At 67.0% G+C, this 932-nt stretch carries 1 protein-coding gene; it reads left to right on the top strand.

All coding sequences use genetic code 11. From position 1 onward, the window contains the following. Positions 1 to 3 precede the first annotated feature (3 nt). The coding region (locus ACFSGJ_RS17140) for an alcohol dehydrogenase catalytic domain-containing protein (RefSeq protein WP_390264666.1) at positions 4 to 932 on the top strand (929 nt) is incomplete at its 3' end.

The following is a 932-nucleotide window of genomic DNA, read 5'->3' as shown; positions in this document are numbered from 1 at the left end:
GCGATGCGGACGCGAGCGGCGGTTGCGGTATCGGCTGGGCGGCCATTGGAGGTCATGGAGGTGAACCTTGAGGGTCCGCGTGCGGGCGAGGTTCTGGTGGAGATCAAGGCGACGGGGATCTGCCACACGGATGAATTCACGCTGTCGGGCGCCGACCCCGAGGGGATCTTTCCGGCGATCCTCGGGCATGAGGGCGCGGGCGTCGTGGTCGAATGCGGCCCCGGCGTCACGACGCTGAAACCGGGCGACCATGTCATCCCGCTCTATACCCCCGAATGCCGCCAGTGCCCCAGCTGCCTGAGCCGGAAAACCAACCTCTGCACCGCGATCCGCGCGACCCAGGGGCAGGGCCTGCTGCCCGACGGCACGACCCGGTTTTCCATGCTCGACGGCACGCCGATCCACCATTACATGGGCTGCTCGACCTTCGCCAACCACACCGTGGTGCCGGAAATCGCGCTGGCCAAGGTGCGCTCCGACGCGCCCTTCGACAAGATCTGCTATATCGGCTGCGGCGTCACCACCGGCATCGGCGCGGTGATCAACACCGCCAAGGTCGAGATCGGCGCCAAGGCCGTGGTCTTTGGTCTGGGCGGCATCGGGCTCAACGTGATCCAGGGCCTGCGGCTGGCAGGCGCCGACATGATCATCGGGGTCGACCTCAACAACGACAAGAAGGAATGGGGCGAGCGCTTTGGCATGACCCATTTCGTCAACCCGCGCGAGATCGAGGGCGACATCGTGGCGCATCTGGTCAACATGACCAAAACGCCCTTCGACCAGATCGGCGGGGCCGACTACACCTTCGACTGCACCGGCAACGTCACCGTGATGCGCCAGGCGCTGGAGGCCTGCCACCGCGGCTGGGGCCAGTCGATCGTGATCGGCGTCGCCCCCGCCGGCGCCGAGATCGCCACCCGCCCCTTCCAGCT

Source organism: Halodurantibacterium flavum, from assembly GCF_042681825.1.
Classification (GTDB): domain Bacteria; phylum Pseudomonadota; class Alphaproteobacteria; order Rhodobacterales; family Rhodobacteraceae; genus Halodurantibacterium; species Halodurantibacterium flavum.
The sequence above is the reverse complement of the archived record's forward strand: the minus strand, read 5'-3'. Positions and strand labels throughout refer to the sequence as shown.